27 protein-coding genes and 1 pseudogene are annotated in these 21,693 nt (G+C 35.2%); 8 read left to right on the plus strand and 20 right to left on the minus strand.

The window, feature by feature from the left end; translation table 11 throughout:
• Positions 1-4: 4 nt before the first annotated feature.
• The 8 genes from LT143_RS06990 to LT143_RS07025 all read right to left on the minus strand — a co-directional run bounded on the left by LT143_RS06990 (position 5) and on the right by LT143_RS07025 (position 6,107).
• A complete protein-coding gene (locus LT143_RS06990) occupies positions 5-1,075 on the minus strand; it encodes an undecaprenyldiphospho-muramoylpentapeptide beta-N-acetylglucosaminyltransferase (protein WP_246941644.1) in 1,071 nt (356 codons plus the stop codon).
• Between the two features lie 278 nt (positions 1,076-1,353).
• Positions 1,354-2,061 carry a CAP domain-containing protein gene (locus LT143_RS06995; RefSeq protein ID WP_246941646.1) on the minus strand — a complete coding sequence of 236 codons (708 nt, stop codon included), beginning with the start codon at positions 2,059-2,061 and terminating at the stop codon, positions 1,354-1,356.
• Positions 2,062-2,465: 404 nt separating this feature from the next.
• Positions 2,466-3,020, minus strand: a complete 555-nt coding sequence (locus LT143_RS07000) for a hypothetical protein (RefSeq protein ID WP_246941648.1) — start codon at positions 3,018-3,020, stop codon at positions 2,466-2,468.
• Positions 3,004-3,399, minus strand: coding sequence for a hypothetical protein (locus tag LT143_RS07005; RefSeq protein ID WP_246941650.1), 396 nt, complete (start codon positions 3,397-3,399; stop codon positions 3,004-3,006). Before LT143_RS07005 ends, LT143_RS07000 begins: the two co-directional genes overlap by 17 nt.
• A 259-nt stretch (positions 3,400-3,658) precedes the next feature.
• Complete coding sequence (ytvI, locus tag LT143_RS07010; protein ID WP_246941652.1) at positions 3,659-4,684, minus strand: sporulation integral membrane protein YtvI; 1,026 nt, start codon at positions 4,682-4,684, stop codon at positions 3,659-3,661.
• A gap of 144 nt (positions 4,685-4,828) precedes the next feature.
• Complete coding sequence (locus LT143_RS07015) at positions 4,829-5,092, minus strand: hypothetical protein (RefSeq protein ID WP_246941655.1); 264 nt, start codon at positions 5,090-5,092, stop codon at positions 4,829-4,831.
• Complete coding sequence (gene bshB2, locus LT143_RS07020; RefSeq protein ID WP_246941657.1) at positions 5,085-5,750, minus strand: bacillithiol biosynthesis deacetylase BshB2; 666 nt, start codon at positions 5,748-5,750, stop codon at positions 5,085-5,087. The genes LT143_RS07015 and bshB2 overlap by 8 nt, the downstream gene beginning before the upstream one ends.
• A 12-nt stretch (positions 5,751-5,762) precedes the next feature.
• Positions 5,763-6,107: a YojF family protein gene (locus LT143_RS07025; protein WP_246941659.1), complete on the minus strand. Its 345-nt coding sequence runs from the start codon at positions 6,105-6,107 to the stop codon at positions 5,763-5,765.
• A 79-nt stretch (positions 6,108-6,186) separates the two neighbouring features.
• Between LT143_RS07025 and LT143_RS07030 the strand changes: the two genes are divergently transcribed.
• Positions 6,187-6,441, plus strand: a complete 255-nt coding sequence (locus LT143_RS07030) for a hypothetical protein (protein WP_246941661.1) — start codon at positions 6,187-6,189, stop codon at positions 6,439-6,441.
• 64 nt (positions 6,442-6,505) lie between these two features.
• Here the strand turns inward: LT143_RS07030 and mutM are convergent, their stop codons facing one another.
• A complete protein-coding gene (mutM, locus tag LT143_RS07035; protein WP_246941663.1) occupies positions 6,506-7,315 on the minus strand; it encodes a bifunctional DNA-formamidopyrimidine glycosylase/DNA-(apurinic or apyrimidinic site) lyase in 810 nt (269 codons plus the stop codon).
• A gap of 150 nt (positions 7,316-7,465) precedes the next feature.
• Between mutM and LT143_RS20385 the strand changes: the two genes are divergently transcribed.
• Positions 7,466-7,594 carry a hypothetical protein gene (locus LT143_RS20385; RefSeq protein WP_272495720.1) on the plus strand — a complete coding sequence of 43 codons (129 nt, stop codon included), beginning with the start codon at positions 7,466-7,468 and terminating at the stop codon, positions 7,592-7,594.
• 67 nt (positions 7,595-7,661) lie between these two features.
• Here the strand turns inward: LT143_RS20385 and LT143_RS07040 are convergent, their stop codons facing one another.
• On the minus strand, positions 7,662-7,988 hold the full coding sequence (locus LT143_RS07040) for a hypothetical protein (protein ID WP_246941665.1): 327 nt from the start codon (positions 7,986-7,988) through the stop codon (positions 7,662-7,664).
• Positions 7,989-8,166: 178 nt separating this feature from the next.
• Here LT143_RS07040 and LT143_RS07045 point away from each other — a divergent pair, with 178 nt between their 5' ends.
• Positions 8,167-9,273 carry a DUF2515 family protein gene (locus LT143_RS07045; RefSeq protein ID WP_246941668.1) on the plus strand — a complete coding sequence of 369 codons (1,107 nt, stop codon included), beginning with the start codon at positions 8,167-8,169 and terminating at the stop codon, positions 9,271-9,273.
• Positions 9,274-9,300: 27 nt separating this feature from the next.
• Here the strand turns inward: LT143_RS07045 and LT143_RS07050 are convergent, their stop codons facing one another.
• On the minus strand, positions 9,301-11,289 hold the full coding sequence (locus tag LT143_RS07050; RefSeq protein WP_246941670.1) for a penicillin-binding transpeptidase domain-containing protein: 1,989 nt from the start codon (positions 11,287-11,289) through the stop codon (positions 9,301-9,303).
• Positions 11,290-11,560: 271 nt separating this feature from the next.
• A complete protein-coding gene (locus tag LT143_RS07055) occupies positions 11,561-11,743 on the minus strand; it encodes a YozD family protein (RefSeq protein ID WP_246941672.1) in 183 nt (60 codons plus the stop codon).
• A gap of 145 nt (positions 11,744-11,888) precedes the next feature.
• On the opposite strand from LT143_RS07055, the gene LT143_RS07060 reads away from it, so the two are divergent.
• Positions 11,889-12,068, plus strand: a complete 180-nt coding sequence (locus LT143_RS07060; protein WP_246941675.1) for a hypothetical protein — start codon at positions 11,889-11,891, stop codon at positions 12,066-12,068.
• On the opposite strand, the gene LT143_RS07065 is transcribed toward LT143_RS07060, so the two are convergent.
• From LT143_RS07065 to LT143_RS20555, 3 genes are all read right to left on the minus strand, one after another.
• On the minus strand, positions 12,065-12,766 hold the full coding sequence (locus tag LT143_RS07065) for a hypothetical protein (RefSeq protein WP_246941677.1): 702 nt from the start codon (positions 12,764-12,766) through the stop codon (positions 12,065-12,067). The genes LT143_RS07060 and LT143_RS07065 overlap by 4 nt on opposite strands.
• Positions 12,767-12,940: 174 nt before the next feature.
• Positions 12,941-13,159: a YozE family protein gene (locus LT143_RS07070; RefSeq protein ID WP_246941679.1), complete on the minus strand. Its 219-nt coding sequence runs from the start codon at positions 13,157-13,159 to the stop codon at positions 12,941-12,943.
• 116 nt (positions 13,160-13,275) lie between these two features.
• Positions 13,276-13,431: a VOC family protein gene (locus LT143_RS20555; protein ID WP_336296595.1), complete on the minus strand. Its 156-nt coding sequence runs from the start codon at positions 13,429-13,431 to the stop codon at positions 13,276-13,278.
• A gap of 174 nt (positions 13,432-13,605) precedes the next feature.
• Between LT143_RS20555 and LT143_RS07075 the strand changes: the two genes are divergently transcribed.
• A complete protein-coding gene (locus LT143_RS07075; protein ID WP_246941681.1) occupies positions 13,606-14,664 on the plus strand; it encodes an aromatic acid exporter family protein in 1,059 nt (352 codons plus the stop codon).
• A 176-nt stretch (positions 14,665-14,840) separates the two neighbouring features.
• Positions 14,841-16,088 (plus strand): ATP-binding protein, encoded by a 1,248-nt coding sequence (locus LT143_RS07080; RefSeq protein WP_246941684.1) that lies wholly within the window; start codon positions 14,841-14,843, stop codon positions 16,086-16,088.
• Between the two features lie 58 nt (positions 16,089-16,146).
• On the opposite strand, the gene LT143_RS07085 is transcribed toward LT143_RS07080, so the two are convergent.
• The 4 genes from LT143_RS07085 to LT143_RS07100 are packed head-to-tail and all read right to left on the minus strand — an operon-like array spanning position 16,147 to position 19,806.
• On the minus strand, positions 16,147-16,890 hold the full coding sequence (locus LT143_RS07085) for an alpha/beta hydrolase (protein ID WP_246941686.1): 744 nt from the start codon (positions 16,888-16,890) through the stop codon (positions 16,147-16,149).
• 27 nt (positions 16,891-16,917) lie between these two features.
• Entirely contained in the window at positions 16,918-17,652 is a 735-nt protein-coding gene (locus LT143_RS07090; protein WP_246941689.1) for a LutC/YkgG family protein, read from the minus strand.
• Positions 17,653-17,655: 3 nt separating this feature from the next.
• Positions 17,656-19,080, minus strand: coding sequence for a LutB/LldF family L-lactate oxidation iron-sulfur protein (locus LT143_RS07095; RefSeq protein ID WP_246941691.1), 1,425 nt, complete (start codon positions 19,078-19,080; stop codon positions 17,656-17,658).
• 3 nt (positions 19,081-19,083) lie between these two features.
• Positions 19,084-19,806 (minus strand): (Fe-S)-binding protein, encoded by a 723-nt coding sequence (locus LT143_RS07100; RefSeq protein WP_246941695.1) that lies wholly within the window; start codon positions 19,804-19,806, stop codon positions 19,084-19,086.
• Positions 19,807-19,936: 130 nt separating this feature from the next.
• Here LT143_RS07100 and LT143_RS07105 point away from each other — a divergent pair, with 130 nt between their 5' ends.
• Entirely contained in the window at positions 19,937-21,025 is a 1,089-nt protein-coding gene (locus tag LT143_RS07105) for an AI-2E family transporter (protein WP_246941698.1), read from the plus strand.
• A gap of 54 nt (positions 21,026-21,079) precedes the next feature.
• Here LT143_RS07105 and LT143_RS07110 read toward each other — a convergent pair.
• Positions 21,080-21,208: pseudogene (locus LT143_RS07110) on the minus strand (membrane protein insertase YidC); the annotation flags it as partial.
• A gap of 85 nt (positions 21,209-21,293) precedes the next feature.
• Between LT143_RS07110 and LT143_RS07115 the strand changes: the two are divergent.
• Positions 21,294-21,446, plus strand: coding sequence for a hypothetical protein (locus tag LT143_RS07115; RefSeq protein ID WP_246941700.1), 153 nt, complete (start codon positions 21,294-21,296; stop codon positions 21,444-21,446).
• The last annotated feature ends 247 nt before the right edge of the window (positions 21,447-21,693 follow it).

Genomic DNA, 21,693 nt, shown 5'->3' on the forward strand with positions numbered 1-21,693 from the left:
CTGTCTATTCAGAGACCTCTTTTATTAACGAAATTATTGAGTCAGTCGAAAAGTCTCCTTCATATTTGTTCATATTCAGTAAGTAATCTTCTTTTTTCTTCCACACATCTGTCAACGTTTGAACTAATTTTTCCTTAGATAATGTATCTTCCTGTAGAACCTCTGCATAACCTTCTTTTCGGAAGGATTCAGCATTAATGATTTGATCGCCTCTACTTTGTTCCTTTGTAAGAGGAATTAAAATCATTGGCTTTTTTAAGGCTAGAAATTCAAATATTGAATTAGATCCAGCCCTCGAGACAACTATGTCAGTCATCGCTAACACATCAGGTAGTTCATCTGTTACATATTCTACCTGTTTATATCCAGTTTGATGTAACGAATGTTTAACGTTTCCCTTGCCACATATATGAACAACTTGAAATAACGCTAACAATTCTGATAGGCTGTTTCTAATTATCTCATTAATCTTCTTTGACCCTAAGCTCCCCCCCATAATTAACAGAACAGGTTTATTGGGGTGAAAATGATAAAGCTTACGCCCTTTCTCTTTATCTCCTTCCCGGATTTCTTTTCTAACAATGGCACCAGTATGTACCACTTTGTGACGATCTTTAATATAGTGTGCTGTATCCTTAAAGGTTACACAAACCTTTGTTGCAAAAGGAATAGCTATTTTATTCGCAAGACCAGGAGTGACATCAGACTCGTGAATGATCGAGGATACTTTGTTTAGTTTCCCTGCCAAAATAACGGGTACTGACACGAATCCTCCTTTTGAAAAAATAATAGAGGGCCTTAACTTTTTCATAAGACGGTGAGCTTGATAAGTTCCTTTTAATACGTTAAAAGGATCTTTTAGATTTTTCAAATCAAAATATCTTCTTAACTTTCCCGTGGCAATAGGATAATAGGTTACTCCCTCAACTTTAGAAATTAACTCTCTTTCAATGCCGTTTTCAGAACCTATGTAACTAATTTCCCATCCTTCCTTTTTAAAGTATGGAATTAGCGCTAAATTTAAGGTGACATGCCCCGCGGAACCACCACCAGTAAACACAATTCTTTTACTCATATATATACCTCACTTATGGAATTATTTTGTTAGGTTCTTTTCTAACACTTTGTTGCTTTATAGACTACTTATCTGAAGTTAAGCTTATTCAGTGCAATAAAATGACGTATTTATCTTTAGGAAAGAGCCTTTTTTTATGTCTACCCTCATTATATAAGGAAATAAAATGGAATAGTAATGATTTCGTATGTAGGATGGTGAAGTTATTAGTTTACTAATGTATATCCCGAAGAAAAAGAGTACTCATTAAAGAGCACTCTTTTCTCAACCATTTGTGGTTATTTCCCAATAAACAACTGTGTCCAGTAATTTCCTTCTACATGTCCTACACCAATATGAGTAAAGTTTTGACTCAGTATATTTTTTCGGTGTCCCTCACTGTTCATCCAAGCTTGTACAACTTCCTGGGGAGAACGTTGACCCTTGGCAATATTTTCACCAGCCGCTCGGTACTGAATGCCGAATTGCTTCATCATATCAAAAGGTGAACCATACGTTGGACTATTATGAGAAAAGTAACCTTTTTGTTGCATATCAGAAGACTTTTTCCTTGCAACCTTACTAAGCTCTGAATCTATTGATAAAGGTTTTAGCCCATACTTAGCACGTTCTTGATTAGTTAAATCAACCACTTGTTGTTCAAACTGACTAATTGTATAGGTCGCGACTTGCTTTGTAGTTGGTTTAGCCTGTTGTGTTGGTGAAGGCTTACTTGTTTGATTAGTCGGTTGTTGTTCCACCTTTGTTTGTTCTGTTTGAATTGGTACTTGTTGAGTAGCATTTTGCTTTGATTGTGTTACAGTTGATTGATTTGCATAATACTGTTTAAGCATTCTTTGAATGAGCTCATTCCAATTTGATACGGAAACCTCATATCGAGATTGTACGGTGACTTGTTCTTGTCCGTTATGCTGTGCAGCACCTAAAATTGGACTTGCCACTAGTACTGACCCCGCTACTACTAAAGATAACACTGTCTTTTTCATCAGAATTCCTCCTCATTTGCTGTTGCTTGTTCTTACGCATTCATCATAGCACGAGGATTTTTGTAATAATTTTGGTCTATTTTTCCATCTGTTTAAAAATAGACCTGCATATTTTTAGGGAAAAGCGTAAATTCCACAATATTATTATTCTTTCATTATAGCTGTTTTCGCACACTTTTATTGTGTTTTTTTACATTAGTCACACCTTATGTGCATTGTGTTTCAGAAGAATGATTGGGACGTATACGAAAACAGTTTTTCTGCCTATCATAACCAGTACTGGGTATAATTACATGAATATACATATTGACAACTTTAATTAGGAAGAAGAAAATGACAATTATTAATAGTATGTAACAAAGATTTCGAGCCGCTTACTTAAATAATTAAGTCACGATAGAGACCTATAAATGAGGATCGTGATTTAATACATTCAATCTCTTTTCGATAAACTTGGTTAGCTTTTCGTAATACAGTAGATTAATGATCATGACTAAAAGATAGAAAAAGAATGAATAATATAATTTCCAATTATTATAGGTGTATAGATGAAAAATATATACGGCTATAACTTCAAGCACGAATAAAGTTAGGGCACTTAGTAATATAAAAACCACTTTATTGGAAGAATTTTTTTTATAGAAATGGATAAAGCAAAGTATTGTCCCAGGATAGACAATATTTTGAAGAAATATATCGAACAACTCTCCACTATTGAGATCTATTGTGTCATAGAAGTCATATGGAGGCATTGCTAGAAAATAGTCCCCCAATGTTGTCAACTGTAAGTTTAATAGGTAGACACAGATAATTTGTGACCAAAGAAGAGCTCTACTTTTCATTGTAATATAATAGACACAGGCTATAACTAGTAAGGTAATAAATATTGTAAACCATTCGTTTTCATCAAATTTTTTAGGTAGGATCGGCTTAATCACTTTTTCATATATCTCCATCATCTGTAAGCACCTTTTCTTTCTTTAATAGCGGACGTAAAATTTCCATGAAGGTTATACTAATAACAAGAACAATCATGGCTAAGACAAAATCAATTGAAGGGTACCAACTCTCACTATTCGACACAAGAACACCTAAGAGAAGTAATATCTTTTCAATTAAAACTCCACCTGCTACCCAAGAAAAACATACTGTAATTTTGAGAGAAAGCTTTATTTCAGTTCGTAAAGCATACATGACCCACAATAAAAGGATAGGGAATATAATGCCATATTGAAGTCTAACGGACCAAAATGGAAGATGCTCTTCTACAACTCTTAAACGTTGATAAGGTGATGAGAGCAAATAAAAAAAGTTTTGGCAATTATAGGAAGTAAACATGAATAGAATAAATACCTCAAAACTGTCAAATCTCTTGGTAAGGTACTTAGTACTAACTATAAGTAATATGGAGAGCAATAAAAACAAGCTAAAAATAGAAACCATTGGGCTTACAACCTCTTTATTAGAAATATCCTCTTTAGTATGGTTTACTATCATGTTTAAATCTATCCTAAAGTTGCCCGAGGCTATTAAAGTGAGTAAGTAGCATCCTCACTCTTTCGGTCCATTCAAAATAAAAAAACGCTCAAATGAGCGTTTATAATTTGAAATGAAATTTGATAATCCCTGCTTTTTTTAGCGTGTCAAAGATGATAACAACAACAGGACCTAATATTAGCCCCAAGAAACCAAGCACCTGAAAACCTAGATACATGCTTATAAGTGATGCTATTGGACTAATCCCCATGTTTGAAGAATAAACTTTCGGTTCAATGACACGACGAACTACCGTGATCACTACAAATAATATTAATAATCCAATTCCAGTATCCTGTTGATTCGTTATCAAGCAATACACAGCATATGGGACCAACACGGACCCTGTACCTAATACAGGTAAAATATCAACAAAAACAATTACAATGGATAACAGTATTGGATATTCCACTTTCAATAAAAGTAAACCACCATAAGCCAACACAAAGGTTAATACACTAAACAAAAGCTGCGCCTTTAAAAACCCAATTCCAGCTCTATTTAATTGATGATACATAAGTAAAAACTTATCGCGGGTTTCATGTGAGAAGAAAGAGATTACTTGCACCTTCATTTTTCTTAATTCTAAGCTGAACAGGAAAAAAGCAATTAAGTAAACTAATACTTCAATGAGTAATTGAGGTATTGTCGTAATAAACACCAGAATGGATTGCGTTAAGCTAGAAGTAGCATTTAAAATCGAATCTTCTAATGAACGAAAGCTTCCTTCTATACTATAAATAACATCTTTTGGCACTGTAGCGGAAAAAACTTCCCACTGGTTCATATACATCGCCATAAGAATATTTAATTTTGCCAGTAAGAAAGGAAGATTCTTAGAGAAAAAGAGGAACTGTTCAATAAGCTTTGCTAGCACTAGATAACTTAGGAATCCTGTACCGGAAAGAAAAAACAGAAAAACAATAATTACCGCAACAAGCCTCTTCATGCCCCATTGTTTTTGTAAATATATCACCAATGGCTCAAAGAAAATGGCAGTAAGCAATGCCAATAAAATAGGAATACTTTTCGGTAATAAATATATGACTAATGCGAGAAGTAAAAGTATAACCAAATATTTTTTCATGAGTGCGCCTGCTCTTTCTCTACCTAGTTTATATATATCTCTAAAGTAACCTTTTTACATAGAGTTTTTCAAGCATAATAACTATTTTCTATTAATATTTTTTAAACAAAATTAAAAAAGAAAAAAATCCGTCCTAGGACGGATTTATAGATGTTCTAACTCTTCTAAATATAAGGATATAATTTGAAGTTGATCTTCTGCCGAAAGATTTGTTTGAGTGATTCGTTTAATAGCTAACGAAAATTTTTTATGTGGTGTTGAGCGTACTCTGGGATGGGAAAGCTCATCTTTTAAATCTGTTTGAATGGTTCTCTTCATAACGGCAAGTACGTCCTCATGATCCTCAAATACTCTATTTGACCATAACTGCTTAAATACTTGAAAAAGTTCTTCGCTAGATTTAGTCATTGAAATGATACGTCCAGAATACTTCTTGTGAAAACCAACGCTTTGTATCAGGATCCCCAGCCTTAAGCTTTTCTTGGATACCGCTCATCATTTGAGTTGTTTGGCTCTTGTGTGCGGCTAACGCTTCTATTTTTTGAGTAGCAACTTCTTCAATATTAATCGTAACATCAGGTTCACCTAATTTTTCACGGCAGTCCTTTGAGAAGGCCATTCCGTAAACTGTTGGTCTTTTTTCCTTTGGTAAACGGGATACAGCAAGAATCGTAGCGGCACCACATGCATCGTGATCTGGATGAACTGCATAACCAGGATAATGAGTAATAACAAGGCTAGGTTCTAGCTCCACTAGTATTGCATGAATTGTATCTGCCACATCTTCTGGTTTTTCAAATTCAAGGGTTTTATCCCTGTACCCTAATAAGCGCAAATCTTGAATTCCCATCGCTTTACAAGCTTCTTCTAGTTCTATTTTTCTTATTTGAGGCAAAGTCTCACGGTTAGCAAATGGAGGAACCCCCATATTTCTTCCCATTTCACCTAAGGTAGCGCACGCATATGTGACGGGCACTCCTCTTTTTGTATAAAGAGAGATTACTCCTGCTGCACCAAATGCTTCATCATCTGGATGAGGTAATACAACTAAAATTTGCTCCTTCACTGTTCTCACTCCTTATTCAAATGGTGTCAAGCTAAGTTGAAATGCAACGGCAAGCTTCCCGTCTGCATCATGACCAGCGACTAATAATCTTCCATGTGGGTCTATTTCCCAATCTGTTAATCCTTCAGCATATACCCATCCTATGGCCATCTTTAATCCAATCCTGTATGGACCTTCCCCCGTCATTTTGCCATGCTCAATATGTATCTTTCCATTTCGAATATAAGCACCTACCACCATTTTCTCATGTAAATGGCTTGCATAAGCTCCGTTAGTTGTTTCTAAGTGTAAATAAACGTCTTTTCCCGAGAATAAATCTAGTGATTGTTGAACTTTTTCTTTTATGATTGGTTCCATTTCAAGCCTCCATATTTGATGTATGTATTTTCTCATACAAGGAAACGATATTAGTAAATCTTAACAAAGGGTGAGAATATTGGAATTACAAGAAGATATGATTTTCTCTATTACTGAAAAGTTTATCCCTAATTTTAGTAAAGCACAAACATTACGCATTATCCAACTAAATGAAAAAACAGTCAAAATTGAAATGGATCAAGCTAAAGCTAGAGGGGCTTTCCCAATCGATCAATTTAAAGGATTAATAAGAGATGGTTCGTTAATTTTAGACTCAAATGATTCTCTACGAAATGAAGTAAGAAGAATGTCGGCTGAAGATACTGCTTCATGACAATAATTTTCCATACATAACTTACTAAGGATACTAAGAAGTATCCTTTTTTGTGTTAAGGTTTCTATAGTTGACATCCTGGACAATAGAAACACTTTCTAGAAGAAAGTTCAATCTTGATGATGTTTGTTCCGCACCGACTACATGTTTCACCTTCTCGGTCATAGACAAAACAGTTTTCATTATATCCTCCTGTCAACTGATCCATCCTATAAAGTGGCATCTCCATATAGCCACCAAGTTCAAGTGCCCGATTTAAGACAAACTTGATGCTAGAGAAGAGTTGTCGAACTTCCTTATCGTCTAGTTCGTTCCATTTTCTCATCGGGAGAATCTGTGCATGGTAACAAATTTCATCTGAGTAACAGTTCCCAATGCCAGCTATAAACTTCTGATCCACGAGTGTTGTTTTTAATTTTCCTTTTTTATTACCAATTAACTCTTTAAACACCTCAAGACTAAATTGTTCGTCTAACGGCTCAGGTCCCAGATCCTTAAATTCTTGTTCCACTTCTTCTTTTGTCAGTAAATGAAGGTAACCTAAACGTAACCCGATAAAAAACAGCTCACTATTCGGGAAATCAATGATTACTTGTTTTGTTCGCTTCGGTTGATCTACCTCTGAACCTACGTACATGGTCCCACCTAACATTAAATGCAGAAGTAAACGGTAGTCGTTTTGTAGATTAAATATTAAATGCTTCCCCCTACGCTCAATCTTACTAATGGTCTGTCCGATTACTTTGTTTTGAAATTCAACAACCCCGACGTTGATTGATTTTTCACGATTGATTGTTACATTAACAATTGGTTTATGCTGTACTTGCTTACTGAGAAGTCTGCGGTAATTTTCCATTTCTGGTAATTCTGGCATGCTTTTCACCCTTTTTTACCTACTATCATTTGTAACATATCACTTAAACATTACACGATTCTGCATGAATAATAAGTACAGTTTTTACCATCTATTTTCTTAACGGATATAAGTAAGAATAATAATGATTAGAAGAAGGAGGGACTTTCAATGGGTAAAAAACATCGAAACCGCATTAATCAACCAAAGAAAAATAATCATATACCACCAGAAGGTATTATTGCTGAGGATGAAGCACACGGAAAAGAGAACTCAGCTAGGGAAAGAAAAAACTCTTAATTAAAGGTTAAAATAGACTAATAAAAAGAAAACAAGAAAAAAGAAGATCTTTTTTCTTGTTTTCTACTCACCTCACATGAACCCGACCAATTTTTTTCCATCCACCAGGTTGGAGCTGATAATAGGTCATACCCTCTAGCCCTTCATCAAAATACAAAATATCCCATGTTCTTATAAAACGTGCTTCCGTTTGTTTAGGCATCATTTCTTTTACATTAAATAACCTAAAAACTTCATACATTGCCTCGTCATGACTCTCTGCATAAACATCTAAACGATAGACAGACCTATACCCCTTTTTCTGACCTATGCGAGGAGTTTGCATTAAGGTAATATCATAACATTGCACTATTTTGTTTTTTTTACTTGGTGAAATTGTCAATGGATGGCTCATTTATCTTCACCCCAGGACATGCTTTTGTACTATTGTACAAAACATAAACTGAGAAAAATGTCAAAAAACGTCAGTTAAATACAAAACTTTTGTCAAAATAGTCAAAATTTTAATTTTCTTTGTGAAATATACACTCACTCGCTATTTCCTCATAGTTTGTTAATGAGGAGGAAAGTAGATGCAGCTACTTAAAAATATTTTAACTTCACTGCTCCCCATTTCACTGACCAGAGATAAAGAAGTAACCACCATGAAGAATTCAGAGTTTATTACCTTGAAATCAGAACTTCTTTCCGTTACAACTAATGAACCCAAAAACCTAAAGGAAGATGAATTACAAATTATTATAAAGATAAAGAAAGAAACAACAGCTTTTAACAGAAATAATCTCACACGAACAGAAGCATATCTTCAATATTATCATGATCATCCTGAGATTCATTGGTCTTTTTTGGCCCATATGGTTTCAAGGAATGGTGGTTGGAATATGACTGATTTAAAAGGGTCGTTAATTCAACCGTTTTTACCAAAAAACAAGACCAAGATCTTTTTTGAGTTCTTAGAAAAAGCCAATGCATTAATCTTTCAGGACGCCTATCCACAATTACTTCTTTATCACTTTAGTAAAAAATACAATAAGAATTATTTTCACTTGCTTTCATATTTTAATGTGTCTACATTTATGGTACCTATTTGGAACTACTTCTGGAAGACTCAGAATTCACCCCTTTTAACTGTGGCTCTAATCATTAATGAACAAAATTATATTCAATCACGAATTATGACGGAGGAAAAATATAAGGAAGAAGTTTTACAAACTATTTTGTTTCAAGCACAAGAGCGACTAGGTTTTACCGATGTGTTATTCCCGATTCATGGTAAAAAAATAAAGCTTGCTGGTGTCACGGTGCAAGAATTTAATAACGTGTTTAATCGTATTGAAACCGGAAAAAAATTATACGGTATTCTATTTCATAAGATTTATAACGGTGCTCATACCTTTGCAAACCGAACACCTCACACTGGTTCTAGACTGGATATTTGGCCAGACGTTTTTACAGCAAATCGTGGTGGAAAAGAATTAATATACAGTCCCTATTTAAGGGATGTTTGGCCTGATTTTGCGCATACTTTTATTCACGGCAATGACTGGTTTCAATCTGATGATATGATTACACAATTAAAGACTTACTATATACCGAGAAGATATATGTTAACAAAAGATTATCAGAACGATTTACATTATTTAAAAGTGTTAAAAACGGTAAAAGAGGTTGTAACATAGCAAAAAGCTACCGAATTGGTAGCTTTTTTATGGTAGAAATAATTGTTTTACTTTAGGAACAACATAATGACTGCCATCCCTTCCTTTTACGTGTTCAATCATCATCGCGATTAAGAGGTTTGGTTGATCGTTATTCATAGCAATAAACCAACCATTTTCTTGAGCTTCGACATCTTTAGAGGCTTTTAACTCCGCCGTGCCGGTTTTACCTGCAATATTAATACCTTCCACAAGTGGTGTATGCGCAGTACCAAGTGGGTTTTCCACTACTTGAACTAAACTTGAATGTATCAAACTTGCGTGCTCAGGACTCATTACCTGGTCCTTCCAAAACGAAGGCTGCTGTTCGATTATTTTCTCTAGATAAGGTTTAATCATATTGCCTTCGTTTACAAATGCTGAGTAAGCACTAGCTAGATGGATTGGACTCATTTGGATTTCTCCTTGCCCATACCCTGAATCCGCCAGAAGACCTTCAGAGGTAAAACCATTATTTGTGATTGTTGAGGTTCTTGTTGGAAATTCAAATGGAATCTCCTCATCAAACCCAAACGTCTGTAATCCTTTTGTAAAGTTGTCATTTCCAAGCTCAAGAGCAGTCCTAGCAAAATAAATGTTATCTGACGTGACAAGAGCATCGTTAAGATTTAGATCACTTAAGGTGTCTGATACTCTCGTTATTGATTTATCAACCCATGTATCTTTTTTCCATGTCTTGCCGGTAATCTTCATTTTTAAAATGGGATCTAGTGTTCCAGATTCTAAGCCAATCGCTGCCGTAATAGGCTTTAATGTAGAACCAGGAGAATAGGTTTTATTAAACCGGGCTAATAATGGCTTTAACGGATTCTCATTAAGTGCAGTCCACTGTGTTACTGACATCCCAAAAATGAAATCGTTTGGATCATAAGAAGGAGCACTAACTAACGCTAACGTTTCACCTGTTTTAGGGTTAATAGCAATGGCAGTACCAGCATCTGCTTGTATTTGCTCAAATGCTTTTTGTTGTAAGTCTGACTGTATGGTTATATAAATATCTTCACCCTTAATCGCAGGTTTTTCAGCAATGACATCCCCTTCAGGGATATAGATTTTCCAACCCGTTTCCCCGCGTAAACGTGACTCATATACTTGCTCCAACCCAACTCTTCCAATTGCAGACTGTTGTGTATATCCTTTGTCCTTTAATTCCTTAAGCTCGTCAGCATTGATATTTTGGATATACCCTATTAGATGGGCAGCCGCTTCACCTAAGGGATAGTAACGTGATTCAACATTCGTCATAAAAGTTACGCCATCAAGCTCACTTAGTTTATTAATTAATTCTTGGTTTTCTGGATTTACCTTTTTGATGGGAACGAAGGAATCTTCCTTTACCCAACTTTGAGTTAACGCCTTCTCAATTTCATTGACTGTTAAGCCAAGTAGACCTGCTACTTCTTGAATGATTTGATCTCGAGCCGCTCCTAATTTTCCTGGGACCATACCTGCTTCTTTCACGACCCCATTTTCTGCAAGTGGTTCTCCGTCGGCATCAAATATTTGCCCTCTAACTGGTTCAATCGACGCTACTTTTATTTCCTGTCCTTCCTTTAACTGAGGAAAAATGTGAGTAGAATCCCATTTAATAAACCAATCCTCACCTTCCTCTGTTTCCTCTCTTACCAGTACCGCTTCATGTTCAAAATCAACTGGACCGGCAATCGTCTCCATTGTAACGGAATACGGAAATTGAACTTCATCAAGATCATCAATATCCGTTTCCTCCTCAGGTTTTGTAAATTGTATCTGAACAGAAGAAGCACCAATTGCCTCATAGATTAACTGATACCTTTCACTAAAATCTTTCTCAGTATAAGTTGCTCTTGTATCGGTTGAAAGTTTTGTATACATCTCCTCAAACTTCTGCTCATTCCATAATGCTATGTACGCAGCAAAACGATCCTCTGGCCTCGGGTTCTCGGAACAGCCCACAAGGAAAAAAACCAACACACTAAGAATCATCCATTTTCTCATTCAAACCACCCTTATCATAAGAGTCATAATCATCAAGATATAAGTACCATGACAAACAGACCCTTAATTAATTCATATAGAAAAGGATGCCCCTCTTCAAAAATATCCCAATTCTATATTAACACAATTTCCAATCAATTCCCATTTTAATAGATTACAAGTCTAATCCCCACACAGACGACAGGTGACAGGCACTTGTCGATTTTTGTCGTCCTTCATTCCCCTATATTCCATTCCATATAAATGAAAAAACGACGAGCTTCGTCGTCGTTTATGAATCCGCTTCCTCATCCCACACTTCTTCTACTACCTGCTTTGATAATAAATAATCGAAGACCACATCGGCAACCTCTTCCACTTCTTCGTCACTAGGGACATAACCTCTAAGAAGAAGTTGTTCATAAATAAACTCAGCAAGTTCCTCTGTATCTATCACCACTTCAATCTCTTTCATGTTATCACCCCTTAATTCGGTTTATGTTGTCCAATGTCCTTTTATGAATAAAAGTTTTACATTGGTAACGAATAAATAGGTTCTAAACGAAAACTTGGCTCATAGAATAGTAGTAGAAAATGGACAAGCCCAAGGAGGATTTATTATGGAAAAAACCTATCACTTACCTGTTGAACATGTTGAAACCTCAACGGATACTATTGTTGAACATTCTTCCTTTGACGAAATCATGGAAAAGATTACAAATGGCATGTTTAAAGTTATACTAGTAGGTGGCATTCCTTACTTTTTATGGATTTTTCTTCAATTTATGTTTACCGTTTAATCCGTTTCTTCAGATTTACCAGTTGTAAACTTAGTTAAGTTATCCATCACAAGGTCCATCACATTTTTATATTCCTCTTCTTCAAAGATTTCATAAAGAGTTTTGTAGTCATTATATACATCTAATAAACCATCAATAATTGCCTTTCTTTCACGTTTCAATCGAAGGAGTTCTTTTTCTGTTTTACGCTGCAGATTCATAGTCTGTAACAACTCCATCACCTTAGATTCTTTTGATTTTAAATAAAAAACCTCAAGTTTCTGTATAAACACGGGAGCCTCTTCATGGTCGGCAATCAACACGATTTCATCCTCGTTTGCTTCTAGCCATTCACCATCAGATATTCTCGATAATTCATAGACGATATCTTCCCATGCATCTTTTTTATATCTCCAAATTTCTGTTCGAAGACCTACAATTTTGAACACTTCTTGTTCGTACCCTTTTACTTGAACTAGATCCCCAAAGAAATACTTAAACTCAATGTTAATGCTTTCTTTTTTGGGAATTGTTTCATCATATTCACGTATGCTTGTAAGTGTATCTTCTAAGTAAATTCCTTCTCGATTACTAAGTTCATACACATACATTCCATCTAATGTAAGGACTTTTGAAATTTTACAAACAGTACCAAAAAGTGTGATCACGACGATGTCCCCAACCTTAAATTTTGGCTTCTTATTTTTCAAGGTTCTCACTCCTTTAGACATCGTAATAATTGTTAATGTAGTATATGCAATCTTGGCTAAAGCGCGAATAGAATGTGCCTATTTCCTAAATAAATTGACCCCACCTGACTAAACTATCATTACAATACAAGCTACTAAATAACCGAAAAAAACGCCCAAAAAAAGTGCTCAGATAACTGAGCACTAACCATTCTGCTTATATAAATCCCATACCCTGTCAAAGGTAGACATACTTTTTAAATAAGTACCATTGAGTTCTAAGTAGTTCGTTAACTCATAGTAATCCTTAGATTGTTTCGGAAAACCATGATCCTCATATGCTGCATTTGCAAATTCTGATATTTCATCGTTAGGTTTAAAGTCTCGGTAAGTTAATAAGAAATGATAAAATGATCTCGCCAACCGTAATGCCCCCTAAAATATCGTTCATGTTCACTGTAATTAATCATTATAGCAGAGAGCATTTCAATGTCCAATTCCAACTTAATAGAATGTAGTAAAAACTTACCTAGTAAACTCTACAATTCAATTTTATTTCCAATAGGATCCTTTATAATTAAATACCTTCCAGGTGAACATGGTTTGGGTTCGTCAAAGAGCAACTTTACTCCTTTTGCACTTAGCTGATTATAATCCCTCTCAATATCCTCGAAAATATATTTCAAGCAAAACATGCTGACTATTTTAGTCTTTAATAATAACGCAACTCTAATATTCCATTCGCTACGTCAGAATCCTTCTACTATTCACCTATAGGTCTTATGAGTGCATAAAATGGGAAAGCTGTTATAAAATAAGGATTTTCTTATTAGTAATAAGAAAAATTATAAAAAAAGGTTTGTCTAATGATGATAAAAAAGCCATTTACTTTCGTCGGCGGTAGAATAATAAAAACAGGAATAGCGGTTTTCGTTACCGCGCTAATTTGTCATCTCTTACAATGGCCAGCGATCTTTGCTGTCATTACAGCGATTGTCACTATTGAACCGACGGTAGCTGATTCTATTAAAAAGGCGTTTGTTCGGTTTCCTGCTGCCGTAATCGGTGCTGCACTTGCCGTATCATTTACCTTTTTACTCGGAGAAACCCCCTTCACATATGCACTTGTGGCTTTTACAACCATTATCGCTTGCCATAAGTTAAAGCTTCATGAAGGAACACTAGTAGCCACTTTAACAGGTGTAGCTATGATTTCAACTGTTCACGATCATTATATAGCTTCATTATTTATCCGATTAGGTACCACAACAACAGGCCTACTCGTATCTACACTTGTAAATTTCTTTATCCTGCCACCTAACTATTCAAAGACGATATCTAGTGAAATTCAACAACTTTTTGGAGAGACCGGTCAACTCATTCAACAGCGAGGACAAGAGTGGTTTCATCATCATTCAGGTGATAAAAAGCTACGTCAGGAGTTTCAAGATTTATTAAGAAAAATAGAGAAAGTGGATACAATATGTCGTTATCAAAAGAACGAATGGAAGTATCATCGAGTAAATCGCAAGGACATTCGATTGTTTCATTATGAATACAAAAAATTAATTCTATTACGTCAATTTGCTTTTCATACTGGTAATCTTATGTATATACCGGTAACTCGCCTAAGACTAGAGACTGAACAACTTGCTACAATAGAATATGCCATTCAATCCATTAAGCACACTCTAGCAAGCCCAACCTTCTCTTGTGATCAAGACTTTCATTCTTGTATTGAGAAAATTAATCACATTTTTACTTACTCTAATTTAACTAACAGTTTGGATGAACCGAGCAGTGACGGGTATCATCACATCACACCAGAAACATCTATTTTATATGAATTACTCGCTTTATATGACCTAATTGATGAGCTTTGTAAAATTCAGTCACTAGAAACTAAATATATAAAACAGCATAATTAGATACGCATGTGTCTACTAGATCCTTCCTTTGTCAGGAAGGATTTTCTTTTAAATACTAACTCGCATTAGCAAACAAGAATAAAAAAAGGGATCATCTAAAAGGTTTTTCAATATTTGCATTGAATATATAAAAAATGAGTAGTTTTTACTAGATTTTTGAAAGGATTGGTCTAACTGTGTTGCATTTAGTTGAACAAGCATCCTACCATATATTAGTCGTGATTATTCCATATATTATTTATCATCTTTTTATTAGAGAAGAGGAACAGAATAGAAGTAAGCTGTTTTCTAAACTGCTAGGTGTATCATTCGTTTCAATAATTTTAACAATGTCAAATCCAATAGAATATTCGGAAGGATATTTGTATGATTTTCGAGTTATTCCAATCATTTTTGTGTTTTTATTTGGAGGTATACGGCCAGGACTTATACTTATGATTAGTATGATCTTATTTAGATACACTCTAGGTGGAGATGGTTTTCTTGTCAATCTGGTTAATTATTCAATTGCTACTTTTTTACTAATATTACTAAAGAATAAATTTAATACTTACACGTTGAATAAAAAAGTTTTCATGATTAGCCTGTTGTATTGGGGTATTACTCTAACAAGAATTATCTCTCTAATTATCAATGGTCATTTTCATGCAATCTCTTTTATTCTCACTTTCTGTTTCTTAACATGGAGTACTCTCCTGTTACTGATCTTTCTAATAAATAGTCTAGATCAGCAGATTATTTACTACAATCAGATGCAACAGTCGGAAAGAATAAATGTAGTCAGTCAATTAGCGGCCTCCGTTGCTCACGAAGTAAGAAATCCTATGACATCAATCAAAGGGTTTTTACAGCTAATTAAAAGAGAAAGTAACCTAAATGATAATCAAAGGAAGTATATTGAAATTTCTTTAGCAGAGTTAGAGAGAACAGAAGCCGTTATTCATGATTACTTATCACTCGCTAATCCCTCTAAGAAGTCTGTGATGAACGAGTTAGATGTTACGAATGAGTTACACTCCGTTATAGATATTATTACATCTTATACTAATACCCACAGTATTGTTATTAAATCAAATGTTGAAGAAGATCTCTATGTGAAAGGGAAAGAAAATGAATTTAAACAAGCTATTCTTAATATAATGAGAAATAGTGTAGAAGCCATAGATACAAATGGAACATTAGAGATACTCGGCTATAAAAAAGAAGATAAAGTACTTATTGAAATAAAGGATGACGGGGTTGGAATGTCTACTAAACAGTTAGCAAAACTTGGAGCACCCTATTATTCTACTAAAGATAAAGGAACCGGCGTTGGCTTGACCATTACATATAAAATAATTAAAGACTTAAAGGGAAAAATAACCGTTCACAGCAAGCCTGATATTGGAACTAGATTTATAATAGAGCTACCTTCTATTAAGTAATTTACATAGGATGGTAAAAAGCCTTCTCCTATATTTTTTAGGAAAAGGCTTTTCTGCTTTATATATTCTTCTTAATAAAATCTAACGTTTTTTCAATAATCCTTTCTTGATCATGATCAAGTGTTGCAACATGGTAGCTTTCCTTAAGGTGGTGAATTTCTTTAACTTTAGAACTAATATGATCATAGATGTATTGAGAATTACCTGGAGGAACAACGTGATCTTCCTCTGAAACAAATAGTAAGGTCGGACAAGTAATGGTTGCTAAACTGCCTTTTACCTCTTTCATAAGTTGCAAAAGTTCTTTAATTGATTGAACAGGCGTCTTCTCATAGGCGAGCTCTATAACTTCTGGCCTCTTAATATCAGAACCAATAGCGTCTAAAAATCTAACTCCCTCTAGCTGAATGACAGGATCCATAGCGGGTACTTCTATCGCCGCATTAATAAGGATGATAGAGCGAATTTCCGGATACTTTTCAGCCATGTAAAGGGCCAATGTCCCTCCCATGGATAATCCCGTAACGAAAATCGTATCACATCTTTCTTTTAACCTTTGATATCCCTCTTCAACTGAATGAATCCAGTCCTTGTAGGTGGTTTGCTCCATATCCTCATAATGGGTTCCATGTCCTTTTAATCGGGGGCCACAAACGGTATAACCCGCTTTAGCATAGGCTTCACCTAAAGGTCGCATACTTTGTGTTGAACCTGTAAAACCATGAGTCACTAAAATCCCTATCTGATTTCCTTCAAAATAAAACGGTTCAGCATCTCTTAACACTGGGTATCGTTCCGACATGTTACTAACCTCCATTTTATTAGTTATTTATACATCCTTAGGACCGTCTTCCACAATAATATAAGTTGCCTTAATAGGTCCGTGTACCCCAACAACGAGATTTAGTTCAATATCTGCACTATTACTTGGACCAGAAATAAAATTTATACAAGAAGAAATTCTTTCCTTTGACTTTACTTTTTGACTTATATAATCAGTCGCTTGGGTCATCCTCTGAACGATTGTGCTTTTTGGAATAATGGCAATATAAGTTTTGGGAAGTAGACTTACAGACCTACCTTTGTCTGCGCTACTAAATAATACTACTGTCCCTGATTCGGCCAATGTGATATCACTAAATGTGATACCAACATCGGCTTGCTCTGCAAGTTTAATATTTTCATTGCCACGAGTCCTATCCCATTTATGTACATGAAGTCCCTCAACCGGTAAGTCATTATATAGAAAGTGATCTAGTTGATATTGGCTAAATCGTTGGTCATCCCAAGTAATGATTGAATTGGCATCATACTTCTTCAATGTCAGTCTTAACCTTTCGACTAATTCTTCCATTGAGACTTCATAAACATCTGTATGAATAACTTCACATTGTTTTTTTAAGACATGAACTAGATCATCAAGAGTAGCATTCTTTAAAACTTCTAATTGAGGACTACAATTCCAATTTGGTTTTACTACTTCTTTCGTTCTCCTATTTCGGCCTAATTTTGACGCTACTTGGTTTAAAAAGTAATCTTTATTATAGATTTGTCCTGTTTCCAAAGCCTATTCATCCTCCTTTCGATTCTTCTTATACCAATCTCGAAATCTTTCTTTTGCTGGAGCTGGGAACTCACGGACATCTGTCCATGGCTTAATGGGACCCGGACCTCTTTTTATGGAATCGTTTTCAGAAAAGGATGACATAAGGACATTCGCTGATTTAGTTCCCACCTTGTACAATGTTGGAGAACTTACTGCTAGTTGATATCCTTTCATGGCTAACTTCTCACCAAAGCTCGATTTCCCCTCAACTTCGACTAGTTTTTTGCGATGTTTGACTAGGAGTTCATGCAAAGGAATTTTTACTGGACAAGCTTCCGTGCAGGCAGCACATAAAGTAGAAGCGTAAGGCAGTTCCTTATGATCCTCGTATCCACCAAGTAAAGGAGTCAAAACCGCACCAATAGGTCCTGAATAGATGGAACCATAGGAATGACCACCAATATGTCGATAAACTGGACAGACATTAATACATGCTGCACATCGGATACAATGTAAGGCGCTTTGAAATTCAGTTCCTAGAATATTCGAACGTCCGTTATCTACTATTACGAGGTGAAATTCCTCAGGACCATCTACATCTCCTTCATTTTTAGGACCTGTTAAACTTGTAATATAGCTAGTCAACTTTTGACCTACGGCACTTCGACAAAGCAAACTTACTAATATATCAAGTTCTTCCCAAGTAGGTACAATCCTCTCCATCCCCATTACGGTTATTTGAGTTTTGGGAAGAGTCGTAGTAAGGCGGGCATTTCCTTCATTGGTTACAAGGCAAATTGAGCCTGACTCCGCAACCGCAAAGTTACAACCAGTAATGCCAATATCAGCAGTTAAAAACTCTCCACGAAGTTGATGACGGGCAAACAAGGCTAATTCTTCCGGAACCTCGCTTCGATCATAACCTTTTTTTGTTTTAAACGTATCTCTAATTTGTTCTTTATTTTTATGAAGTGCAGGCACAACGATATGTGAAGGTGGATCATGATCATCCAATTGTAGGATATATTCACCGAGGTCCGTCTCTATAACTTCACATCCATTCTCCTCTAGAACCTTATTTAGATTAATTTCTTCCGTTACCATTGACTTTGACTTTACAATTTTTTTTGCTTCCTTCTTTTTTACAACTTCGGCAATGTACTGATTTGCTTCATCCGCTGTTGTTGCAAAGTACACATGTCCTCCAAGCTTACTTACATTTTCACTCAGCTGGTCCAAGTAATAGTCAAGATTGTCTATCGTATGTTTCCTTATTTCCTCCCCTAGCTCACGCCATTGTTCCCAATTTCCTAGTTCATCAGCTGCATCTAATCTCCTACCTTGCATTCTTTCTTGTGCAGATGCCACAGCATTCCTCATAAAATGATTATTAATCCCATCATGTACCCTTTCAAAGAAATCCTCATTCCCTATCTTCATCGGCATTATTTAGTTCACCTCACTGTTTAGGACTTCAGCAATATGCATAACTTTCAAAGACTTACCTTGACGTTTAATTCTTCCTGCAATATTCATTAAACACCCACAATCTGAACCTATTAAAAGATTAGCGCCAGTAGTTTCAATGTCTTTTATTTTCTCATCCACCATCTGCTCCGAAATCTGCCCCATTTTGACTGAAAATGTCCCTCCAAATCCACAGCAGTTCTCAGAGTTTGGAAGCGGTAACATTTCAAGTCCTTCTACCTGACTTAAGAGCTTTAGCGGGGCTGCTTTCACTCCTAAAAGTCGCGTCATATGACAGGATTTGTGATAGGTTGCTTTCTCTCTCAAACAAGCATTTAAAGATTCTACTTTTACTACCTCTACTAAAAATTGTGTTAATTCATAGGATTTATTCGCAAGTTCCGCGGCTCTTTTTTGCCAGTTTTCATTACCATGAAACAGATGAACATATTCACGAAGCATAGCAATGCAAGAACCAGAAGGTGAAACCACATACTCAGAATCTTCCAAAGTTCTAATCATATGCTTAGCAACTTCTATGGTTTCTTTATGATACCCACTGTTAAAGGCAGGCTGACCACAACAAGTTTGGCTCTCAGGAAAATGAACCTTACACCCCACCTTTTCTAACAATTCAACCGTAGCTCTCCCAACATTAGAATAAAAAAGATCCGCTAAACATGTGATAAACAATGACACTTTCATCTAGCAACCCCCACAATTTATTTTAGTGCTTACCTATTCTCGTTATCATAATTTTAAAAACATCATTGTTTCTAGTTAAACATATTTGATATAATCATATTCAACTCAATTCTCATAAAGAAGGTATTTTATGTCAAAAAAAAGTTTGCAATATTGGCTTATACAAATTCTATTAATTGTATTGATTGTATTTGTTTCAACCAAAATATCATTTTTGTTCCAACCTATTAGTATTTTCATTACTACCTTGTTTTTCCCCATTCTAATTACACTTTTTTTATATTTTCTACTGAATCCAGTTGTTAACTTCATTCAGCGATTCAAAGTACCTAGAATTATTGCAATTGTAATCATCTATGTTTTGTTTACTCTGGTGTTTGTCCTCTTAATTGGAAATCTTGTGCCAACGATTACAAAACAGTTTACTGCACTTGCCAATGATTTACCAGTGTATGCAAACCAAGCATTTCAATATTTCGAAAAATTCTCACAATCTGCTCAATTTCAAAACTTTATGAATGAACAACAAGAACTATTGGATTCCGCAAGGCAACGTCTTGTTACCTTTGCTAATGAGCTGCCAAATTTAATCACAGGAAGTTTCCAAGATATTCTTAGTTTCGTTGCTAATATAGCAGTCATCCTAGTAACTGTTCCATTATTGCTATTTTATATGTTTAAAGATGGACACAAATTCCCACACGCAGTTTCAAAATTTTTACCTTTGGATTATAGAAAAGAAGCACTCACCATCCTAAAAGAAACGGGAAGTACACTTTCCACTTATATTCAGGGACAGGTGACTGTTGGATTATTTGTCGGAATACTATCTTTTATAGGCTATATAATTATTGATCTTCCTTATGCGCTTGTTTTAGCTATTACCGTGGCCATTACCAATATTATCCCTTACGTTGGTCCTCTTATTGGCGGAGCGCCAGCGGTAGTAGTAGGACTGTTTGACTCTCCTACAAAGGCTTTACTAGTTTTACTTATTCTTGCCATTGCCCAGCAAGTGGAAGGAAACATCCTTTCTCCCCTTATTCTTGGAAAAAGTCTTGATACCCACCCTGTAACGATTATTATTTTGTTACTGGCTGCTGGGAATATAGCTGGGGTGTTAGGAATGGTCCTAGCTGTACCAACATATGCAGTGATTAAGACCATTGTATTAAACTTAATAAAATTCTTACGTGCCAGAAAAGAAGCGATTACCTAGACGCAAAAAAGAGACTGTTCACTAGAGCAGTCTCTTTTATTTGATTAGCTTTCTTCAGGATTTAGGATAAAGTCTCCTAATAAACAACGTTTGTATAACTAGAAAAAGCCCGCCCACTCCCCAGTATAAAGGTAAGGCTGCTGGGGCACTAAATGAAAAGATTACAATCATTATTGGTCTAAGACTTTTGACTGAAAAAAGACCATTCTAATGGTCAATAGGAAAAACCCTCCAAGATTATATACTTAAATTACAGGAGGTGATGGTCATGGATCTTAATATGTTTTTAAATTATGAATTAGCAAAACAAAAACAATCAGAATTACAAAGACAGTTAAAATTCAATGAAACGTATCATATTCAACATAAACAACGTGAAAAGTTTTGTATGTATATAATAGGGAAAAAAATTTGTTTTTAGTTTTATTGTAAATGTTTTACCATTTAGAACAATCCTGGCACTCCTCACCACGGGAGAGGAAATGTTAAATGAATGAGTTTTCGTTGATAAATTGGTATATTTGGTAGATAAAATGCACATTTCGTTGATAAAAGAGATTAATTGTTAGATATATTCAAGATTTCGTTGAATACCTTTAAATTTCGTTCAAATAAGATTGTTTAAACCTTGCCCAAACATTAATTTATAGGTGGGATTTCTACTTTTT

Origin of the sequence: Bacillus pinisoli (assembly GCF_023036475.1) — a bacterium.
Lineage (GTDB): Bacteria > Bacillota > Bacilli > Bacillales > SA4 > Bacillus_BS > Bacillus_BS pinisoli.

Excerpts from the sequence above, each read along its gene's own strand:
- LT143_RS07000 (WP_246941648.1), bottom strand. The coding sequence starts at position 3,020 with ATGATGGAGATATATGAAAAAGTGATTAAGCCGATCCTACCTAAAAAA.
- LT143_RS07015 (WP_246941655.1), bottom strand. The coding sequence starts at position 5,092 with ATGACTAAATCTAGCGAAGAACTTTTTCAAGTATTTAAGCAGTTATGG.
- LT143_RS07055 (WP_246941672.1), bottom strand. The coding sequence starts at position 11,743 with ATGAAAGAGATTGAAGTGGTGATAGATACAGAGGAACTTGCTGAGTTT.
- LT143_RS07050 (WP_246941670.1), bottom strand. The coding sequence starts at position 11,289 with ATGAGAAAATGGATGATTCTTAGTGTGTTGGTTTTTTTCCTTGTGGGC.
- LT143_RS07085 (WP_246941686.1), bottom strand. The coding sequence starts at position 16,890 with ATGTCGGAACGATACCCAGTGTTAAGAGATGCTGAACCGTTTTATTTT.
- LT143_RS20555 (WP_336296595.1), bottom strand. The coding sequence starts at position 13,431 with ATGTTTTGCTTGAAATATATTTTCGAGGATATTGAGAGGGATTATAAT.
- LT143_RS07095 (WP_246941691.1), bottom strand. The coding sequence starts at position 19,080 with ATGCCGATGAAGATAGGGAATGAGGATTTCTTTGAAAGGGTACATGAT.
- LT143_RS07075 (WP_246941681.1), top strand. The coding sequence starts at position 13,606 with ATGATAAAAAAGCCATTTACTTTCGTCGGCGGTAGAATAATAAAAACA.
- LT143_RS07060 (WP_246941675.1), top strand. The coding sequence starts at position 11,889 with ATGGAAAAAACCTATCACTTACCTGTTGAACATGTTGAAACCTCAACG.
- LT143_RS07100 (WP_246941695.1), bottom strand. The coding sequence starts at position 19,806 with ATGAAAGTGTCATTGTTTATCACATGTTTAGCGGATCTTTTTTATTCT.
- LT143_RS07105 (WP_246941698.1), top strand. The coding sequence starts at position 19,937 with ATGTCAAAAAAAAGTTTGCAATATTGGCTTATACAAATTCTATTAATT.
- ytvI (WP_246941652.1), bottom strand. The coding sequence starts at position 4,684 with ATGAAAAAATATTTGGTTATACTTTTACTTCTCGCATTAGTCATATAT.
- LT143_RS06995 (WP_246941646.1), bottom strand. The coding sequence starts at position 2,061 with ATGAAAAAGACAGTGTTATCTTTAGTAGTAGCGGGGTCAGTACTAGTG.
- LT143_RS07115 (WP_246941700.1), top strand. The coding sequence starts at position 21,294 with ATGGATCTTAATATGTTTTTAAATTATGAATTAGCAAAACAAAAACAA.
- LT143_RS07005 (WP_246941650.1), bottom strand. The coding sequence starts at position 3,399 with ATGTTTACTTCCTATAATTGCCAAAACTTTTTTTATTTGCTCTCATCA.
- LT143_RS07040 (WP_246941665.1), bottom strand. The coding sequence starts at position 7,988 with ATGAGCCATCCATTGACAATTTCACCAAGTAAAAAAAACAAAATAGTG.
- LT143_RS07025 (WP_246941659.1), bottom strand. The coding sequence starts at position 6,107 with ATGGAACCAATCATAAAAGAAAAAGTTCAACAATCACTAGATTTATTC.
- LT143_RS07045 (WP_246941668.1), top strand. The coding sequence starts at position 8,167 with ATGCAGCTACTTAAAAATATTTTAACTTCACTGCTCCCCATTTCACTG.
- LT143_RS06990 (WP_246941644.1), bottom strand. The coding sequence starts at position 1,075 with ATGAGTAAAAGAATTGTGTTTACTGGTGGTGGTTCCGCGGGGCATGTC.
- mutM (WP_246941663.1), bottom strand. The coding sequence starts at position 7,315 with ATGCCAGAATTACCAGAAATGGAAAATTACCGCAGACTTCTCAGTAAG.
- LT143_RS20385 (WP_272495720.1), top strand. The coding sequence starts at position 7,466 with ATGGGTAAAAAACATCGAAACCGCATTAATCAACCAAAGAAAAATAAT.